Below are 17,050 nucleotides of genomic sequence, written 5' to 3'. Positions count from 1 at the left end.
GTTCGCCGTTGGCCGGGCAGAAGATCTGCCTGGTCGCGGCGGAGCTGGCCGGCCCAAAACTGCCGTCAATGAACAGGGTTTTGCCGCCGTGCAGGCGCGGATTCTGGTTGTCTGGAAGGGACGTGGTGGGCTGCGGTTGCAGGTTCATATGTTCTCCAAAGAAATTTTCGAAGGTAATCGGTTGCGGCATCGCCGGGTGCGGCGCATTGCCCTAGCGTTCGGGGTCCGTGATGGTTCCGTATTTCAGCGCGTTCCAGAAATCGCCGCGAACGTAGCGCTGTTCGGGCTCCGGATTGTAGTCCCAGTGGTTCACCTTGCCCTGCTGCAGCGAGGTTGCGACCACCCGGCGGCTTGACTGGCTTGCCAGGATCCTGGACTCCAGCCGGGGCAGGTCGTACCGGGATTCCAACGCGCCGCGCAGTGCCGCGACGGTCTCGGCATGCTGCGGGTCTGCGGCCGCATTGCGCAGCTCATCGGGGTCGGCCGCCAGATCGAAGAGCTGGTCAGGGTCTCCCGGGCAGAGCACGAACTTGTAGTTCCCGCGGACGATGGTCAGCTGCGGGCGCAAGGTCCCTTCGGCCAGGTATTCGATGACCACGTCGCGTTCCCCGGCGACGGCTTCGCCGCGCTGCGCGCGGCGCATCGATTCCGTCAAGGAGCTGCCCGGAAGCTGCGCCGCTTCCATGCCGGCCAGGTCCAGGAGCGTCGGGGCGAGGTCGAGCAGGGACACCGGCTCGGCGAAGCGGCCGGTGGGCACCAGATGCGCCGGCCCGTGCATGATCAGCGGGACCCGCGAGGACTGCTCATAGGGGGACATCTTGAACCACAGCCCCTTTTCACCCAGCATGTCGCCATGGTCGCTGATCACGATGACCACCGTGTTCTCGGCCAGGCCCAGTTCCTCCAGCTGCGTGCGGATGCGCCCGATCTGGTCATCGATGTAGCTCACCGCCGCGTAGTAGGCCCGGCGCGCCCGGCGCACGCCGTCGATATCCGGATAGCGCTGGTCGAAGCCGCTCATCGCGCGCAGGCGATGGCTATGCGGATCCTGGGCGCGGTCGGGAACCTCGGGGTGTGCCGGGTCGGGAATCCCTTCGTCGGCAAACCGGTCCCAGTGCTCGCGCGGCGGCTCATAGGGGTCGTGCGGGTGGATGAAGGAGGTGACCATCAAGAACGGCAGGTCCTCGCCCGCGGCCTGGTTGGCCCGCACCCGGTCGTTGAGATGGCGCAGGGACCGGAAGGTGACCTCGTCGTCGAAGTCCTGCTGCACACTTGCCTTGGACACTCCGGCCTCGAAGACCGCGGCGGCGTCGTGGTACCACTGCAAGCGCTGCTCCAGCGGGCGGGTCCAATCCGGGATCATGTCCAGATCGGCCGGGTAGACATCCGTGGTGAGCCGCTGCTCGAATCCATGTTGCTGGTCCGGTCCGATGAAGTGCATCCGGCCAATCAGGGCCGTGTGGTAGCCGGCCCCGCGCAGCCGGTGGGCGAAGGTGGGAGCCGAGGCGGCGAAGTCGTCGCCGTTGTCGAAGCAGCCTAGATCCGAAGGCATCTGCCCGGTCATCATCGAGGCGCGTGACGGGGCGCACAGCGGGGTGTTACAGTAGGCGCGGTCGAAAACCGCCCCGGATTCGGCCAATGCGTCGATATTCGGCGTCTTGGCCGCCTGATCGCCGTAGGCGCCAAGCGCCTGGGCGGCCATCTGGTCGGCTTGGATAACAATGATGTTAGGTCGTTTGATTGACATCGTTTCTTCCTTTCGTAGTTACTGAAATTGGAGCTAGTTGATGAGTGCATGCTGTGGAGCCCAGCGTTCGGGGAATACCCCTGAGGCGCGGCCGGTGCCGGCTGCGGCCCAGCAGGCAAGCGGGCTGGAGACCCTTGCGGCCCAGGCTCCGGAACAGCTGCGCCTGCTCGGATTGGCCGGCGGCACCTTCCTGATGGGCAGCGAGGACGAACTGGCCTACGTCGAGGATGGCGAGGGCCCGGTGCGTCAAGTCGCCGTGCCGCCCTTTGCCATCTCCGCCACCGCGGTATCCGTTGCGGAGTTTGCCGCTTTTGTCTTGGCCACCGGATACCGCAGCGATGCAGAAATCCACGGGGATTCCCTGGTCTTCGCCGGGAACTTGTCGAGCGCAACACGCAAGCTTGCAACGCCCGATGAGCATGCGCCGTGGTGGTGCACGGTCCCCGGAGCCAACTGGCACCGCCCCGAAGGCCCGGATTCGGATGCCCTGGAGCGAGCGAACCATCCGGTGACCCACGTGTCCCTGCGCGATGCCCGAAGCTACGCGCAGTGGGTCGGCGCCCGGCTGCCCAGCGAGGCTGAGTGGGAGTTCGCCGCCCGTGGCGGATTGGAACAGCAGCCTTATCCCTGGGGTGCCGAATTCGAGCCCGGGGGACAGGCCCGGATGAAGACCTTCGCCGGAGAGTTCCCGCACCGCCCCACCAGCCCGGTCGGCACCGTCGCGGTGTCCGAATTCCCGCCCAACGGATTCGGCCTCTACAACATGACCGGCAACGTCTGGGAGTGGACCTCGGGGATCTTCTCCGCCGTAGTTCCGCGTCCCGCCGTACGCGGCGGTTCGCACATGTGCCACGCCTCGTATTGCCGGCGATACCGGACCTCGGCACGCACCGCCGTCACCGCCGACACCTCGCTGGCCCATACGGGATTTCGCTTGGCCGCCGACGTGAATTGAGCTGCGCCGTCGGCAATCGGCTCAACGCCGCGGTTCGCCGCCGGGTTTTTCCGGGGAGTCCACCACCGGCTGCAGTGAAATCTCCCCGGTTTTCGGATCCCAGCCGTCGGCCCACTCGCCCGTGGCGTAGCTGTACCCCACCGGCTGTCCGTTCTCGTCCGTGCGCTGATACCACTCGGTGTATTCCTCGCTGGTGGAATCCACATCGGCACCGGCTCCTTCGCCGGGCGTCGTGGCGACCACGTGCAGGGCGAAGTCGTCCCCGTAGCGGTCGACACCTTCGAATACCGCGTTGTTGATCGCATTTTCGGCGTAGTGGTGCCGCAGCGCGAACGGATCGGTCCGCAAATCGCGGAACCAGGCGACGATGATCAGCAGCATGATGAAGGCAAATGGGACCGCGCTGACGATGACCAGTTGCTGGAGCCCTGCCAAGGCGGAGGAATCACCGAGCAAGAGCATGACGACGGCGATCCCGGACATCACCAGGCCCCAGAAGACCACGATCCACCGGCTGGGTTCCTGATTGCCCCGGGAGGTCAAGATGCCCATCACCACCGAGGCCGAGTCAGCGGAGGTGATGAAGAAGATCGCCAGCACCACGATGGCCACGTACGGCAGCCACTGCAGGTACGGCAGATTCTCGATCATGGTGAAGAACACCTGCGGGGCGGGCATATCGGCGCTGAACCCCGGCATTCCCTGCTGGTACATCCAGATCGAGGTGCCGCCCATGATGCCGTAGGCGACAAAGAGCAGCGACGAGGGAATCAGGATCGTGCCCAGCAGGAACTGCCGGATGGTCCGCCCCCGCGAGATGCGTGCGATGAACGAGCCGACGAATGGCGACCAGGAGATCCACCAGGCCCAGTAGTACACGGTCCAGACGGACTGGAACTCCTGGGTTTCTGCGCCCCAGGACAGCGAACGCCCCATCAGCTCGAACATCGAACCGAGATATTCCATCAATGACGAGGGCAGCAGATTGAGCAGAAACAGCGTGGGGCCAAGGAACAGCACCAGCCCGACGATGCCCACGGTGAGGATGATGTTGATGCTCGACAGATACCGGATGCCCCGCGAAACCCCGGAAACCGCCGAGATGATGAAGGCAACCGTCAGCAGGAGAATCAGGATGACCAGCATGTTATTGGTCAGTTCACCCGCGCCGGTGACGATGGTGATGCCGGTGCCGATTTGCATCGCCGCAATGCCAAGGGCCGCCGCGGTGCCAAACAGGGTGGCCACGATCGCGAACACATCGATGAGTTTGCCGGCGAAGCCTTCCGAATATCGCTGGCCGAATAAGGTGCGGAAGATGGAGGACATGAGCAGTGCCCGGCCGCGGCGGTACGCCGCGTAGGCGATGGCACCGCCAACCAGCGCGTACATGGCCCAGGCATGGAAGCCCCAGTGGAAGTAGGTCTGCGCCATGGCGCCGTGCATGGCCTCGGTAGTTTCCGCTTGGTGCGTCAACGGCGGAGGGGCAATGAAATGCGTCAGCGGCTCGGACGGGCCGAAAAACAGTACTCCGATGCCGATGCCGGCCGCAAAGAGCATCGCGACCCAGGAGAAAGTGCTGAATTCCGGCTTTTCACCGTCCTTGCCGAGGCATATTTTTCCATAGGGAGAGATCGCCAGGCCTATCAGGGAGACCAGGGTGATGATGGCGACGGTATTGAACAGCCAGCCCAGGTTGAGCGTGGACCAGGAGAACGCGGCGGAAGCTATATTGGCAACGCCGGCCGGATCGAGGATTCCCCACACGACGAATCCAATGGTCAGTGCCCCGGTGAGGCAGAGGACAAACTTGCTGACCTGGTAGCGACGACGCTGTTCGTCGATTCCGATACCCGGAACAAGCGCCGGGTGGATATTATGCGGATATCCGGGTCGGCGAAAATCGAGATTGGGCAACCGCCGCCGAGACTTTTTCCGTTTTCGGTCCTGCGCAGTTTCCGCCCCAGGGGTGGGCCGGGTTTCATCGGTTTTGGACATGGAAATTCTACCTTTGGTGATGCAGGGGCACCCCGGCAGCGTGGGAACAGGCATGGCGGATGAGAGAGCGAACGACATGACTGATCGGCCAACGGGGGCGCGGTGCGATTAAGGAGCTGGGATGAGTGAGCCGGCATCGAAGCCATGCTCAAGTGGAACCAAGCCATCGAGGCCTGGTTCTAAAGTGCCTACACGGGTGCCGTGTGGCTACGGCTCGCAGCCCCACCAGCCAATGGCATTGGATTCCCAGGAATCATTCTCGTAGCCTGCGGTTCGCCGAGGAGAGTTTATGCGAAGCTTCTCAGCTGCATTGATGCTGGACAGATTGCGCGCAACAGAGATCGACCAGTCCGTGGACTGTGTGTGGAAATCGACGTGGCGCATGACACAAGACCCTAGACGTGGCGCATCACGGAGTCAAGGAAGCCTGGAAAAATCTTCGTACCAAGAAGCCGCGTCCGGCCCTCGATCGGTTTCTGCGCCAGCGGATGTTCCGGCGCGGTGCCCGATCGGACGCACTTATCCACAGATTTTTCTGGCGCATCCCGGCAGGCCGCGCATCGGGGCACACTGGTCTGCATGGACACCACCGACCTGGATCAGGCCCTCGACGGGTACGGCCAGCTGCTGGAGACGCTGCAACCGACCGACGCCGAGGCGTGCCGCCGGATCGACGGGGCCGCGCTGCGGGCGGTCATCGAACAAGAGACCCAGGTGCTCATCGGATTGCGGCGGGCGTTGCAGGACACCGCAGACCCACGCCTGGCCCTGGAACTTCTGGCCGCCGCGAAGCGGATCCAGGATGAATGCACCCGGATGAGCCTGGTGGCCGCGGATCGGCTGGCCGCCACCAACGCGCACCAGCTGGAAGCCGAAGAGCTCAACGAACTGCGCGTCCAGCCCGCCGACACCACCCGCGCCGCACGCCGCGCTTCCGGGCGCTCCTGCTTCAAAGACCCTGCAGAGCTGCTGGCCAGCTGGCTGAAGATCAGCTACGCCAAGGCCAAGCGGATGATGCTCGACGCCAGCGACCTGATCGGGCGTCGTGATCCCGCAGGGCAACCGGTGCCTCCGCGCTTCCCGCATCTGGGCCAGCTGCTCGATGATCCGAAGGTCAGCCCCGAGGCGGTCTGCGAGACCAGCAAGAAGATCTCGCGCCGCGAACCGGAAGACACCACCTTTGAAGGCACCCCGACCGAGCCGACGCTGCTGGACAACTCCGGAATCGCGGTTGAAGAACGTGCGGCACAGATCCTGCACGATGAGCTGACCGAGAAGGAAGCCGAGAAGAAGATCGGCAGCCTGATCACGATCGCCAGCTCTCATCCCGAGACCTCCACCGCTGCGGCGCTGTGCCGGGGCATGTATCGGCGGCAAACCAGCAACCCACAGGTCGTTGAATTCGTTTTGCGCGTCGGGTTGCTCGAAGCCGAAATGCTCGACTCGCTGATCGCCCAGGCGAACAACCCGAAAACCCAGGCCGGCCAGCGCGCACGGCAAAACCCGGGTCATTCCGGGACGGCGCAGGGATCGGACTCCCTGCCCGAACAGCCCCAGCTGCCGGACTTCCTGCCTCCCGAGGCGGCCGGTGCCCGGTGGGAACCGGAGGCGCCGCAGATGCGGGTGAGCCCACCGGAACGAGCGTTGAATGCGCTCCTGGAACTGCTGGGCACTTCCGGAGAGGACGCCGGGAGACGCCGCATCGAACCCGAGGTCATCGTCCACATGAAGCTCGATGATCTGCGAAACCTGGCCGGGGCCCACGGGCGAACGGCCCATGGAGTGGATCTTCCGCCGGGGGAGCTGAGAAAGCTCCTATGCGATGCGAAGATCATTCCGGCGGTGTTCGGCGGGCGCGGTGAACTTCTGGACTTCGGCCGAGCTAAGCGGCTGGTTCCGCCGAGCCTGCGCAAGGCGGTGCTGGCGCGGGACCGTGGATGCCTGGTGCCTGGCTGCACCACGCCTCCGGAACGGGTGGAAATCCACCACATCAAATCCCACGCCGACGGCGGGGATACGAGCCTGGAAAATTCCGGGCCAGGCTGCGACGCGCACCATACGGCCTATGACCTCGGAATTATCAAGGTCATCTTCCAGGACGGGCTGCCGTGGGTGATCCTGCCCAAGCACATCGACCCGGAGCAAAAGCCGCGGCGCAATACCTACTGGGGCGAGGACGGCTAGCCGGAGTTCCCTTGCGCCGAACCGCGGCCTGGTCAATACGAGACCGAGCCCCACGAGCCGGTCGGCTGAGGCAAGGCAACGTCCGCCCGCTGCACCCTGATCTATGCGGAACTGCTACGATGAGGCACCCCAAAGCAAAGGAGCCTCCCGTGGGCAAGGTGGTCATGTACGGCTCGGTGTCGGTGGACGGTTTTATCGCGGATGCGAACGACCAGCCCGGAGCGCTGTTCGACTGGTTGACCGGCGGCGAAGTCCCGTTGGACGAGAGCGGCGCATTGATGGTGTCGCAGGCATCCTACGACTACACCCGGCCATACTGGGACCGGATCGGGGTGACGATCGTCGGCCGCCACGTCTTCGACATGACGGATGGCTGGGACGGGAAGCCGCCGAGCGGGGTCGAGCACATGGTCGTCGTGACGCACCGGCCGAAGCCCGAGGGCTGGGATCCCGAGGCGCCTTTTCACTTCGCCGACGGCGTCGCCGCAGCCGTGGCCAAGGCGCAGGAGCTCGCCGGCGAGCGCATCGTCGAGGTCTCCGCTGGCGATGTTGGCGGCCAGGCGCTGGCCGCGGGCCTGGTCGACGAGGTGCGCATGGACGTCGTTCCCGTCGTGTTCGGCTCCGGCAAGCGCTACTTCGGGCCGGCCCACGCCCAGCACCCGCTGGAGGATCCCGACGCGGTGATTCAGGGCGACCGGGTGCTCCACCTGCGCTACCCGGTGCGCCGTTAACCGAGCGTGCTGCAACGACAAAATCCCGGGGCGCTGGCGAATTCAATCGCTAGCGCCCCGGGATTCGCGCGGAGTAGCGCAGGCAAGCTGCGCCGGTGGGTGCTTAGACCTGGTTTCCGAGCTTGAAGCCCTTGGAAGCCTGGCCGCGGTAGGTGCCGGTCTCGTCCTTCTCGCGGGTGTAGGAGAAGCCGTCGGCGCCGACGGTCACCGCCATTTCCGAGTCATCGGTGCGCTCGATGATTTCCTGCACGTTGCCGTCCAGGTCCAGGACCTTCGAAGCTTCGGTGTACCACGATGGAACTACTGGGTTGCCCCACCAGTCGCGGCGCTGGTTGTCGTGCACGTCCCAGGTGATGACCGGGTTGTCCGGGTCGCCGGTGTAGTAGTCCTGGGTGTAGATCTCGATGCGGTGGTCATCGGGATCCAGGATGTAGAGGTAGAACGCGTTGGACACACCGTGGCGGCCCGGGCCGCGCTCGATGCGGTCCGAGATGCGCAGCGCGCCCATCTTGTCGCAGATCTGGATGATGTTGTGCTTTTCGTGGGTGGAGAAGGCCACGTGGTGCAGGCGCGGGCCGTTGCCGCCGGTCAGCGCGGTGTCGTGCACGGTGCCCTTGCGGTGCATCCAGGCGGCGTAGGTGGTGCCTTCTTCGTCCTGGATGTCCTCGGTGACGCGGAAGCCCAGGTCTTCAAGGTACTTGCGGCCGCGTGGCACGTCCGGGGTGACCTGGTTGAAGTGGTCCAGGCGGACCAGCTCGCCGGCGGAGTACAGGTCATAGCGCATATGCAAGCGCTCGACGTGCTCGGTCTCGAAGAAGAACTCGTAGGGGAAGCCCAGCGGATCCTCGACGCGGACCGCATCGCCGATGCCGCGCACGAAGCCTTCGCTGCGGCGCTCGGTGCGGCAGCCCAATTCCTTGTAGTACGCCTCGGCCGCGTCGACCTCGGCGGTGGAGCGCACACGGAAGGCCATGGCCTTCAGCGCGGCCACCGGGCCGAGGGTCAGCACCAGGTTGTGGTGGATGAACTCCTCGAAGGAACGCAGGTAGATCTGGGTGTCGTCCTCGTAGGACACGTGCAGGCCGAGCACGTCCACGTAGAACTTGCGCGAGGCGGCCAGGTCGGTGACAACCAGTTCGGCGTAGGCGCAGCGCAGGATGTCCGGCGCTGGAACGGATGGGGTGGCGATGGGGTTGGAAATCTCTTTGCTCATTGTGTTGCTCCTTTGCGAATGGGCAGGATAAGTAATTAGGCGCCGAACTTCGGGGTGTGCACATCTCCCAGGGTGATGTGCACGGCCTGCTGGTCGGTGTAGAAGTCGATCGAGCGGTAGCCGCCCTCATGGCCCAGGCCCGAGGCCTTTACTCCGCCGAAGGGCGAACGCAGGTCGCGCACGTTGTGCGAGTTCAGCCACACCATGCCGGCCTCGATGTCCTGGGCGAAGTTGTGGGCACGCTTCAGGTCGTTGGTCCACAGGTAGGCGGCCAGGCCGTACTTGGTGTTGTTCGCCAGCTCCAGGGCTTCTTCCTCGGTGTCGAATGGGGTGATTCCCACGACCGGGCCGAAGATCTCTTCCTGGAAGACGCGTGCCTCCGGGGCGACGTCGGCGAATACGGTCGGGGCGACGTAGGAGCCGTTTTCCTGGCCTTCGGGCAGGTTCTCCGGGCGGCCGCCACCGGCGACCAGGCGGCCTTCGGACTTGCCGATTTCCACGTAGCTCATGACCTTGTTGTAGTGCTCCGGGTGGACCAGCGCACCGACCTGGGTGGTTGGATCGTGCGGATCGCCGACCTTGATGTTCTTCGCCCGGGCCGCGTAGGCCTCGACGAACTTCTCGTAGATGCCGCGCTGGACCAGGATGCGCGAACCTGCGGTGCAGCGCTCGCCGTTCAGCGAGAACACGCCGAACAGGGTGGAGTCGATGGCCGCGTCGAAGTCTGCATCGTCGAACACGATGGCCGGGGACTTGCCGCCCAGCTCCATGGACATGCCCTTGAGGTTCTCCGCGCAGTTGCGGAAGATCAGCTGGCCGGTGGAGGATTCGCCGGTGAAGGAGATCAGCGGGACCTTCGGGTGCTTGACCAGTGCGTCGCCGGCTTCCTCGCCGATGCCGTTGACCAGGTTGAAGACACCGGCGGGCAGGCCGGCCTCTTCGAAGATGGTGGCCCACAGCGAAGCGGAGAGCGGGGTGAACTCCGCCGGCTTGAGCACCACGGTGCAGCCGGAGGCGATCGACGGGGCGAGCTTCCAGGATTCGAGCATGAACGGGGTGTTCCAGGGGGTGATCAGCCCGGCGACGCCGATGGGCTTGCGGTTCACGTAGTTCAGCTGCGAGCCCGGGACCTTGAGCGCATTGTCGTGCTGGGCGACGATCAGGTCGGCGAAGAAGCGGAAGTTCTCCGCGGCGCGCTGGGCCTGGCCCTTGGCCTGGGTGATCGGCAGGCCGGTGTCGAAGGTTTCCATCTCGGCCAGGCGGTCCTGCTGGGCAACGACCGCGTCGGCGATCTTGTACAGCACGTTGGCGCGTTCGCGTGGCTTCATCTTCGGCCATGGGCCGTTGTTGAAGGCCTCGGTGGCAGCGGCGACCGCGGCGTCGATGTCGGCCTGCTGGCCGGCGGCGGCGGTGGCGTAGTCCTGGTTGGTGACCGGGTCCAGGACGCCGAAGGTTTCCCCGCCGATGGAATCGACGAACTTGCCGCCGATGTAGTGCTGCAGGTGGGTCGGCAGGTTTTCCGGAACGAAGTGCTTGCTCATGGATATTTTCCTTTCGCGTGGCTTTCAACTGTGAAAGTCATGAAATTGTGAAATCTTTTTCGGTGGCTGGGCGGAGGCTAGATGACCGAGGGGGCCATTCCGGCCTGGTCCAGATAGGCGTTGAGCGTATTGGTGCGGTGGGTGCGGGCGGCCTCTTCGATTTCCCGGGGGGAGGCGTGGGCGGCGATGAGTTCCAGCAGGTGCTGGTGCTCTTCCACCGAGGCTCTGGCGCGGTGCGGGATGTGGGTGAAGGAGCTGGCTCGCATGGCCGCGAGCCGGCGCCAGCCGCGCTGCACCAGGTCCAGGATGTGCGGGTTCGGGCACTGGCTGTAGAGCTGCTGGTGGAACTCGTTGTTCAACGCGGTGAAGGCCACCGGGTTGAAGTCCTCCAGGCACTGGCGCATCGCGTCGTTCAGCTCCTGCGCCCGCTTCAGCCACGCCTCGTCCATTGCCGCCGCCGCAAGTGCGGTGGCGGCCGGTTCGATGACCGCGAGGGTCTGCATGGTGTGCAGGTACAGGGTGGAGTCGACCTGCGCGACGGTGGCGCCCACATTGCGGGTGAAGTGCACCAGACCTTCGGCTTCCAAGCGTCGGATGGCCTCGCGTACCGGGACCACCGAGCAGCCCAGTTCTTCGGCGATGGTTCCCAGCACGAGTCGGTAGCCCGGGGAGTAGGCCCCGTTGACGATCCGTTCGGAGACCAGTGCGTAGGCGACCTCTGACTTGGAATTGCTCATTACAGTTCCCAGCTGGCCAGATCCGGGGATCCGGCGTCCTTCCAGGCGTTGTACTTGGTCTTCCACTCGGCGTTCATCGGGAACAGGCCCTCGATGCCGTGGCCGCGCTGGACCATGGCGAAGATGAACTCGTCGTTGGATTCGGTGATCATCGCTTCGGCGGCGACCTCTTCGACCAGTGCCGGCGGGATCACCACGATGCCGTCCGAGTCCGCCACGATGACATCCCCGGGCTGCACCGACACGCCGCCGCAGGCCACGGTCAGGTCCTTGTCCCAGGCCACGTGCTTGCGGCCGAGGACCGCGGGGTGCGCTCCGTTGTAGAACACCGGGATCTCCAGATTGGAGACCGCGTCCAGGTCGCGCACGCCGCCATCGGAGATGATCGCCGCGGCGCCCAGCTGCTGGCTGCGCAGGGCGAGGATGTCGCCCAGGGTGGCCGAGCCGGTTTCTCCGCGGGCCTCCATGACCAGGATTTCGCCGTCGGCCAGGGAGTCGATGGACTGCTTCTGCATGTTGTAGCCGGCGCCGTGGGCCTTGAACAGGTCCTCGCGGTTCGGGATGTAGCGCAGGGTGCGGGCGGTGCCGATCACGCGCTTCATGCCCTTGGTGGCGCCGGGGACTTCGATGTTCACGTTGTTCAGCCCGCGCTTGCGCAGGGTGGCGGACAAGGTGGCGGTGGCCACCGCGGCGAGCTGCTCGCGGACCTTGTCGGTGAGCACGGACTTGCCGGTGAGAAGCGCTGGCATGCCAGCGGTTTCGCGGTCGCCGTAGGCATCTTCCTTGTCCTTGTCGGTGACCTTTGGCTGGTTGCCGAAGGCCGCGAAGGTCTGGGTGCCCTCGACCGCGGTGGTCTTCAGCCGGCCGGTGGTGGCGCCGGAGAGCAGGTCGGTGACCTCAACCTCGACGACGTCGCCCGGGAAGAAGACGGTGGAACCGGCCGGGGTGCCGGTGAGGATGACATCCCCTGGCTGCAGGGTCATCTGCTGGGAAAGATCCGCAACGATCTGCGCGAAGGAGAAGAGCAGCTCCGAGGTGTCGGCATCCTGGGCGATTTCGTTGTTGACCCAGGTTTGCACGCGTAGCTTGGCTGGATCCAGCTCGGCCGCCGCGAGGGCGGTGGGGCCCATCGGGGTGTAGCCGTCGCCGGACTTCGAGCGGATGTTCGAGCCCTTGTCCGCGTACTTGATGTCATGGACGCCGAGGTCGTTAGAGGCGGTAACCGATCCGACGTAGCTCCAGGCTTCCTCAACCGAGACGCGGCGGGCGGCCTTGCCGATGATCAAGGCGATTTCGCCTTCGAAGGCGAGTAGTTCGGTGCCGGCCGGGCGTTCAACGGTGGAACCGGTGGTTGCCAGCGAGCTGGTGGCCTTCATGAAGTAGCTCGGGAACTTCGGGGTGCGGCCGCGCTGGGCTGCACGCGAGGAGTAGCTCAGGTGCACCGCAAGAACCTTGCCAGCCTGGGCGAAAGTTTCTTCGCTCACCGGGATCGGATTACTCATCTTTGATCTTCCCACTTTCGTCGTACATCAAATCGTATACGATCAGTGTGCGCTGAATCTCAATGACTGTCAAGTCACTGCGCGCGATTGCTTCGCCACTGGTTGCCTGAAGTTCCTGATTGGGGGGAATTTTCCCGTGATTCCGCGGAAGTTAACTCCGATTCTTCACCTGGGCGGTCGGTTAATCAACCACTTTTCCGGGCGCGAATCGGTTGTAGAAATAGGCGCAAGTCAGCGCGATGGAGCCAGAGATCGTATATATGATCCAGTTCAAAATGGGGCAGTTGAACAGAAATGATGGCGTTGTGCTCTTGCAGGACAAATGCCTGTAGCTGGAAAGCTGCAATCGGGGTGGGTGGCGAAAAAGTAGAAAATCCGTCGGTAGCGCGATTCTTCGCCAGAAACAGGACTTCTTCTGACCTGTAACCTGTCCTTTTCACAACAAGGAGACGGACGCGCGGGTGATCGCAATGGTCAGTAGCCATTACCTTGATTCGTACGTGATATCTGGTTCAGACTCATGCCAGAAGAATTAGGGTTGGTGGAGGTTTACCCACTTGTCTTGCGAACGAACAATGTCGGGCACAGAGAACCCTGGCGTCGTCTATTCGACGAATTCACAAGTCACGCCCAGTTAGGCCGGGCGCCTGAGCTGCTCGGACATTTGACTTGAAGAGCTTACTCCTGAGGTCAAGTGCTCGCACCGCCGTAGGGAGGGAAAGCCGATGACTGCCGCTAGATGCGTCATTTCAGAAATGCGAAACTGGTACGGCAGGCCCCTTGGAGTATTCGTGGTTAAACGGGCTGCCGTACCTGTGTCTTGCTTTTAGGACTCAATAGCCTTGGATGCCTTTGAATTCTCCAAGATTTCCTCCATGAGTGGATCGGTCCGCTGCTCGTGGGCAGGCAGGTTCATCACGCTGGAGAAGAGGTTTGCCATTCGACGGGCCGACTCCAACCCTTCGCCCTCGACGGCCCATGAGTCGAAGGTGAAGGTGAGGTTCTCGTCCTTGGTGATGATCTCCAAAGTAGGACCCTTTTTTGGCCTTTCAAGGAAGCGGACGTAACGGATATCGTTCAGCGGGGTGATGCGCTCAACGGCGCCTTCTTTAGTGAGTTCGCTCTGATCAGCCACAAAGAAATATTCTGAGGCAATTCCGAGATATACGTTGTTCGCGAGGAGTCTTTCCTGATTTGCATCGGCCAAGGCAAGAACCTGTGCAGGCTCAGGAAGGGACCAAGCAAGGATATCTGTCAGTTTGCTTGGGGTCTCGGACTTGAATACGGAAACCTTCGGAGCCACGGCCCTTCGTCGGGGGAGTACCTGGCTGCGCAGATCGGCGACGGAGGCCGAGAGGGCTTCTGCCATCGCCATGGCCTCGTCAATATTGCGACGCTTCGACGTGAAGGGAAGGCTGCGTGCGGAGGGCAACAATGACAGCAATCGCACGTTGCGTTCAACCTCGGCGAGCAAGTGGGCGATTTCCAACATGGCTTCGTCATGTTCGGACTTGGTTTCCTCAACGAGGTGGGTAAGCAGACGTTCGTTTGCGTCCAGATTTTGTGCGTCGTGGCTGATGAGGCTGCCGCGCAGCGCTTGGGCGCGGTACCAAGCGAATTCGGCCATGAGCATCCCGTGAGCATCGGCGATGATCTGGTCGAAATTTTTCTGGATATAGCTTCGACTGGTTTTGGCGTCCGCATCCAGTGCCTTGAGGTGATCCCGCACGAAATCCACGAACAACTTGCGGAACTTGCGCAGATCGGCCTGACGGCTGGCCAACGGGGCAAAGATGTGCTCGTTGACCGTTCCAGCCGCCTCGGCTTCGTTCAGGGCCTGGAGGCTAGTTTCATGCAGGCCGATTAGTGTGGCCCACTGGTCTTGGTGGATGGCACGCAACACGTCACGGGTCAGCTCGATGTTCTCGTCAACCCGACGCGAGATTGAGGCGAGCTGCATTTGTAGCGCCAGCAAGACCAAGGCCGGACCCAGCATCGGCGCCAAGAGTGCACCCTGAGCCCCTACTGCGGGAAGAAGGCGTGCGTGGGCAACTAACTTCCCGTTTGCAGTAACGATGGTTCCCAGACTTTGGCCACCGGATTGCATCAACGAATTTCCTGCCTGGGTCAGAAGCTGCAGCGATTCTGGAGCCAAGCGGACAAGCCCTTGGGCTTTAGGCAGGGCGCTGGCACCCAGTGCGGCGAGGTTCCCGACACCGGCCGCGGTCGAGAGGCGGTCGGTGAGCCGCTCTCCGGCTGCCTGGCCCAGCACATTGAATTCGAGCAGGTCCATACCCTTAGGGGCGTGGTCGGCAAAAAGTAACGCATAGCCGTCTCCGACGTTCAGCAAAGTCAGTTCGGACTCAGTGGCAGCCAATGCCGACTCTGACTCATTGTCCCGGACGACGTCGGAAATTTCGGTCGTTGGATCTACTGGAGTGGACATGAAGTTCCTTTGCTGGACAGGAAGCGAATGAAGGGCGGCAATAAGGCAGGATCTGATTGGGTGAGTATCCGTGTCGACACCAGCAGTCTATCGTTCCCAATGGTCCGGGGTTGGGCGTTTCATCCGCGGTGGTGCCGATCAAGCAGCGAAGCCCCCCGGAAGTTCCACTGACGTGTGAGCTCCGGGGGCCAAAGCCACAGAATTTTCCTTAGACAGCGGTGGTGCGCGCAACTGCCGCAGCGCGTTCATCGGCTTCGCGCAGGGCACGCTCCACACGGTCCACGTCTCGCACGGCGCCCTTATCTGCGGACAATGCCATGGCGGCATAGGCACGCAGTGCGGGGGAGACCACGCGCTCGCGGTTCGCCGGGCGGTAGCCGGTAGTTGCCAGCAAACGCTCGCGGCGCTCGGCCAAAACATCATCAGCTACATTCAGCGTCAGGTCGCGGGTCGGGATGTCGATGGAGATCGAATCGCCATCCTCAACCAGGGCGATGATGCCACCGGACGCCGCCTCGGGGGAGACGTGTCCAATGGATAGTCCCGAGGTGCCGCCGGAGAAACGGCCATCGGTGATCAGCGCGCAGGACTTGCCCAGGCCGCGGCCCTTGAGGAAGGAAGTCGGGTAGAGCATTTCCTGCATGCCCGGACCGCCCTTGGGGCCCTCGTAGCGGATGACCACTACATCGCCGGCCTTCACCTGCTTGTTCAGGATCTTCTCTACCGCCTCGTCCTGGGACTCGCAGACTACCGCCGGACCGGTGAAGCTCCAGATGGAGGGATCCACGCCAGCGGTCTTGACCACGGCGCCATCCACGGCAATGTTGCCGCGCAGCACAGCCAATCCGCCGTCCTGGGAGTAAGCGTGCTCCACCGAGTGGATGCAGCCTTCGGCGGCGTCCGTATCCAGTTCTTCCCAGCGCGCGGACTGCGAACCGGCGGTGGAGGAACGTACCCCGCCAGGAGCGGCATGCCACAATTCGAGGGCCACGTCGGTGGCTTTGCCGCCGCGGATATCCCAGTCGTCCAGCACCTCGCCCATGGTGGCGGCATGCACGGTGTTCACCGTGTCATCGAGCAGTCCGCCGCGGCGCAGTTCGCCGAGGATGGCAGGGATGCCACCGGCCCGGTGGACATCTTCCATGTAGTAGATCTTCCCTGCGCCGGCGGAGTTCGGGGCGACCTTGGCAAGGCAGGGTACCCGGCCGGAAATTTCATTGATTTCTTCCAAGCCGAACTCGACGCCAGCCTCGTGGGCGGCGGCCAGCAGGTGAAGAATCGTGTTGGTGGAACCGCCCATGGCAATATCCAGGGTCATCGCGTTGCCGAAGGCCTCGATGGTGGCGATATTGCGTGGCAGTACCGTCTCGTCGCTGTCCGCGTAGAAGCGGTTGGCGATATCCACGATGGTCTTACCGGCGTTTTGATACAGTGCGGTGCGTGCGGTGTGAGTAGCCAAAGTAGAACCGTTGCCCGGCAGGGCCAAGCCCATGGCTTCGGTGAGGCAGTTCATCGAGTTTGCGGTGAACATGCCCGAGCAGGAGCCGCAGGTGGGGCAGGCCGATTCCTCAATGCGCAGCAGGTCCGCGTCCGAGACGTTTTCGTTCACTGCCTCGGAGATGGCATCCACCAGGTCCAGGGTGCGCACGGTGCCGTCGACCAGGGTGGCGCGTCCTGATTCCATCGGGCCGCCGGAGACGAACACGGTAGGAATATTCAAGCGCAGGGCGGCCATGAGCATGCCCGGGGTGATCTTGTCGCAGTTGGAGATGCAGATCAGCGCGTCGGCGCAGTGTGCGTTGACCATGTATTCGACCGAGTCGGCAATCAGATCGCGCGAAGGCAGCGAGTAGAGCATGCCGCCGTGACCCATGGCGATGCCGTCGTCCACGGCAATGGTGTTGAATTCGCGGGGGATCCCGCCGGCCTCGATGATGGCATCGGAGACGATGCGGCCCACCGGCTGAAGGTGGGTGTCAGGGTTCTGGACATCGGC

The 17,050-nt window shown here is 63.5% G+C and carries 12 protein-coding genes; 3 read left to right on the top strand and 9 right to left on the bottom strand.

Features of this window, described 5'->3' with window-relative positions; translation table 11 throughout:
• Nucleotides 1-211: 211 nt before the first annotated feature.
• Nucleotides 212-1,747, bottom strand: a complete 1,536-nt coding sequence (gene betC / locus CIK76_RS06600) for a choline-sulfatase (RefSeq protein ID WP_096284680.1) — start codon at nt 1,745-1,747, stop codon at nt 212-214.
• A gap of 40 nt (nt 1,748-1,787) precedes the next feature.
• Here betC and CIK76_RS06595 point away from each other — a divergent pair, with 40 nt between their 5' ends.
• A complete protein-coding gene (locus CIK76_RS06595; protein WP_096284678.1) occupies nt 1,788-2,702 on the top strand; it encodes a formylglycine-generating enzyme family protein in 915 nt (304 codons plus the stop codon).
• 21 nt (nt 2,703-2,723) lie between these two features.
• Here the strand turns inward: CIK76_RS06595 and CIK76_RS06590 are convergent, their stop codons facing one another.
• Nucleotides 2,724-4,700 carry a BCCT family transporter gene (locus CIK76_RS06590; protein ID WP_096284676.1) on the bottom strand — a complete coding sequence of 659 codons (1,977 nt, stop codon included), beginning with the start codon at nt 4,698-4,700 and terminating at the stop codon, nt 2,724-2,726.
• A gap of 579 nt (nt 4,701-5,279) precedes the next feature.
• Between CIK76_RS06590 and CIK76_RS06585 the strand changes: the two genes are divergently transcribed.
• Together CIK76_RS06585 and CIK76_RS06580 are read left to right on the top strand one after the other, a co-directional pair.
• Complete coding sequence (locus CIK76_RS06585) at nt 5,280-6,884, top strand: HNH endonuclease signature motif containing protein (protein ID WP_096284674.1); 1,605 nt, start codon at nt 5,280-5,282, stop codon at nt 6,882-6,884.
• Between the two features lie 149 nt (nt 6,885-7,033).
• Nucleotides 7,034-7,615, top strand: a complete 582-nt coding sequence (locus CIK76_RS06580; protein WP_096284672.1) for a dihydrofolate reductase family protein — start codon at nt 7,034-7,036, stop codon at nt 7,613-7,615.
• A gap of 103 nt (nt 7,616-7,718) precedes the next feature.
• Here the strand turns inward: CIK76_RS06580 and hpaD are convergent, their stop codons facing one another.
• The 7 genes from hpaD to ilvD form a co-directional block, all read right to left on the bottom strand.
• Nucleotides 7,719-8,828, bottom strand: a complete 1,110-nt coding sequence (hpaD, locus tag CIK76_RS06575; RefSeq protein ID WP_255248377.1) for a 3,4-dihydroxyphenylacetate 2,3-dioxygenase — start codon at nt 8,826-8,828, stop codon at nt 7,719-7,721.
• Nucleotides 8,829-8,863: 35 nt separating this feature from the next.
• Nucleotides 8,864-10,369 carry a 5-carboxymethyl-2-hydroxymuconate semialdehyde dehydrogenase gene (gene hpaE / locus CIK76_RS06570; RefSeq protein WP_096284670.1) on the bottom strand — a complete coding sequence of 502 codons (1,506 nt, stop codon included), beginning with the start codon at nt 10,367-10,369 and terminating at the stop codon, nt 8,864-8,866.
• Between the two features lie 77 nt (nt 10,370-10,446).
• A complete protein-coding gene (locus tag CIK76_RS06565; RefSeq protein WP_096284667.1) occupies nt 10,447-11,106 on the bottom strand; it encodes a GntR family transcriptional regulator in 660 nt (219 codons plus the stop codon).
• Complete coding sequence (locus tag CIK76_RS06560; RefSeq protein WP_096284665.1) at nt 11,106-12,608, bottom strand: fumarylacetoacetate hydrolase family protein; 1,503 nt, start codon at nt 12,606-12,608, stop codon at nt 11,106-11,108. Before CIK76_RS06560 ends, CIK76_RS06565 begins: the two co-directional genes overlap by 1 nt.
• A gap of 185 nt (nt 12,609-12,793) precedes the next feature.
• The gene (locus CIK76_RS19045; RefSeq protein ID WP_141393498.1) at nt 12,794-13,093 is read right to left on the bottom strand and encodes a hypothetical protein; all 300 of its coding nucleotides are present in this window, start codon (nt 13,091-13,093) and stop codon (nt 12,794-12,796) included.
• A 341-nt stretch (nt 13,094-13,434) separates the two neighbouring features.
• Nucleotides 13,435-15,054 (bottom strand): hypothetical protein, encoded by a 1,620-nt coding sequence (locus CIK76_RS06555; protein WP_096284663.1) that lies wholly within the window; start codon nt 15,052-15,054, stop codon nt 13,435-13,437.
• A 208-nt stretch (nt 15,055-15,262) separates the two neighbouring features.
• The coding region (ilvD, locus tag CIK76_RS06550) for a dihydroxy-acid dehydratase (RefSeq protein WP_141393497.1) at nt 15,263-17,050 on the bottom strand (1,788 nt) is incomplete at its 5' end.

Source organism: Glutamicibacter sp. BW80 (assembly GCF_002332385.1).
GTDB lineage: Bacteria > Actinomycetota > Actinomycetes > Actinomycetales > Micrococcaceae > Glutamicibacter.
Note: the sequence above shows the minus strand (reverse complement) of the source record. Positions and strands in the feature narration are given on the sequence as shown.

Excerpts from the sequence above, each read along its gene's own strand:
- CIK76_RS06560 (WP_096284665.1), bottom strand. The coding sequence starts at position 12,608 with ATGAGTAATCCGATCCCGGTGAGCGAAGAAACTTTCGCCCAGGCTGGC.
- CIK76_RS06555 (WP_096284663.1), bottom strand. The coding sequence starts at position 15,054 with ATGTCCACTCCAGTAGATCCAACGACCGAAATTTCCGACGTCGTCCGG.
- CIK76_RS06595 (WP_096284678.1), top strand. The coding sequence starts at position 1,788 with ATGAGTGCATGCTGTGGAGCCCAGCGTTCGGGGAATACCCCTGAGGCG.
- CIK76_RS06585 (WP_096284674.1), top strand. The coding sequence starts at position 5,280 with ATGGACACCACCGACCTGGATCAGGCCCTCGACGGGTACGGCCAGCTG.
- CIK76_RS06590 (WP_096284676.1), bottom strand. The coding sequence starts at position 4,700 with ATGTCCAAAACCGATGAAACCCGGCCCACCCCTGGGGCGGAAACTGCG.
- betC (WP_096284680.1), bottom strand. The coding sequence starts at position 1,747 with ATGTCAATCAAACGACCTAACATCATTGTTATCCAAGCCGACCAGATG.
- hpaE (WP_096284670.1), bottom strand. The coding sequence starts at position 10,369 with ATGAGCAAGCACTTCGTTCCGGAAAACCTGCCGACCCACCTGCAGCAC.
- CIK76_RS19045 (WP_141393498.1), bottom strand. The coding sequence starts at position 13,093 with ATGGCTACTGACCATTGCGATCACCCGCGCGTCCGTCTCCTTGTTGTG.
- CIK76_RS06565 (WP_096284667.1), bottom strand. The coding sequence starts at position 11,106 with ATGAGCAATTCCAAGTCAGAGGTCGCCTACGCACTGGTCTCCGAACGG.
- hpaD (WP_255248377.1), bottom strand. The coding sequence starts at position 8,828 with ATGAGCAAAGAGATTTCCAACCCCATCGCCACCCCATCCGTTCCAGCG.